Annotated in this window: 1 protein-coding gene and 1 pseudogene; both read right to left on the bottom strand. The window is 38.3% G+C overall.

Annotated features, from left to right (window positions below; genetic code table 11):
* Positions 1–735: 735 nt before the first annotated feature.
* Positions 736–1,431, bottom strand: a complete 696-nt coding sequence (locus CK503_RS15840) for a 2'-5' RNA ligase family protein (protein ID WP_095607808.1) — start codon at positions 1,429–1,431, stop codon at positions 736–738.
* A gap of 164 nt (positions 1,432–1,595) precedes the next feature.
* A pseudogene (locus CK503_RS16195) lies at positions 1,596–1,820 on the bottom strand (hypothetical protein); the annotation flags it as partial.

The raw sequence follows: 1,820 nt of genomic DNA, 5'->3' as shown, positions 1-1,820 counted from the left end.
GGAAAAATGACCATATGAAAAGTGGGCCGACAGTGAAAAAATTCACAGTAGTCCAGATATTCACTGGTAAAAAAATCGTTAGATACCCAAACGCAAGTATGAAGTAAAAGATAAATACTTGGGGTAGGACTTTCTTTTTATTCTCCATGATATAGGAGAAATTCCTTTGAAAAAATGTCTTCATGGAGATAGTAAAATAATTAAAAAATTTTCCTCTTGAGTTACTAAATCAAATTTTACCTAACGATTAGCGCTACAGCTGCAGGCGCCGGAATGTATATTTTTTTATAAAAAGAAAGAGTAACTAAAAAATGGGAGTTGGGCAAGAAAGGGCGAGGCCTGTCCGCTGATAGCGCCGGGTTAGTTTGGGGCTGAAGATGTAGAACCAGCAACGGCTTTGATAAAAACAACGGAAGACAACAGCGGACGTAAGATGATTTAGCCCCGACCGGCCAGGACAAAACGGGAAATAGGATTTTCGGAAAGGAAAATAACGATGAGGCAAATTGAGTAGTGGAAAAGGCAACCCAGAAGCGGCTGAAAAATGGATATTTTTACAGCCGAAACAGCCTTTATTGACAGACCGTGAAGGCCGGCGGGCAAACTAACGACATTGCGCATAACCGGCGCACGGATTGATGTTGAATTAGCAACTAACGAAAGAAGAGGCTTAAAACCAAGAGGGGCAAAGAATTGGCGAGGTGCGTCCGCGTTAATGCGCGGGTTAGTACGCTACTACACTTTTTGTTTACTCAAGGAAAATTTAGCAATGGATTCGACTTTTTCTTTTTGCTGATACCAATCATTTCCGACGAGCTCAACTTCGTCAAGGACACAACTGCCAAAACTTCTGTCTCTTAGCTCAGTAGTTTTGTTGATAAATCTCTCAGTATTTTCAAACGATTCTTTAAATCGAATAGCTGTCATGTGAGCTGTTTGCAACTGATAACGTTTATCAATGGAATGTTGCAGGCTGGCATCTTTAAACAATTCCCTTAACTCATTTCTTAAATCGATTAACTGATTACTACTTGGAAATCCTTGGACCAAAATACATGAAGGAGAAGCTGTTAATCCCCGAAATTCTATTTCAAAAGGAGAAATTGAATTAATAGCATATTGTACAACTTTCTCGTAATCTACTGGATCTATTTGATCAAGTGAAAAACCATCGTAACAAGAAATAATTGACAAAATAGTAATATGTAAATCTGATTCCGGGTAATAATATTGGTGGGGAGCTACGCTTCTAATTTCTTCAAGAGCATCTGAAATATTTTGTTTTACTTCTTCTGAAGGACGAGCTAATAATGTAACTCCATAGCGTTTGTCATCCTTTGAATTTATTAAAGGATCAAACTTAAATTCATTGCTTCTAAATTTCTGAAGGGACTGGCTCCATAGCTTATTGTAATGATTCTCTAAATCCACGATTACTGAATTATTTTGGTAGCGTACTAACGACCTTGCGCATAAGGGGCGTGCAAAATGACGGTGAATTTGCTTTAAAATGTACTACGGAAACTGACAAAATCGAAACCGGCAGCCAACGGCGAGGCACGTCCCCTTAATGCGCGTGTTAGGCATACTTTTACTTAGTTTTGATAGGTTGTTAATTCTCCATTTTCGAAGTAGAGATAAGTTCTTTCAGTTTCATCTCCATAAACCCATTGCTCATCTCTATTTTCAGCAGTAACAGTGCTATTTATATCATCTGGTTGACCCCATGATAAACGGACTTGCCTTTCTGTCATGCCTATAACTATTTCTTGGTTTTGAACTGCATATTTAATTTCAGTTGACCAAGATTGCTCTATATA

It is taken from the genome of Fodinibius salipaludis (genome assembly GCF_002287075.1).
GTDB lineage: Bacteria > Bacteroidota > Rhodothermia > Balneolales > Balneolaceae > Fodinibius > Fodinibius salipaludis.
The sequence above is the reverse complement of the archived record's forward strand: the minus strand, read 5'-3'. Positions and strand labels throughout refer to the sequence as shown.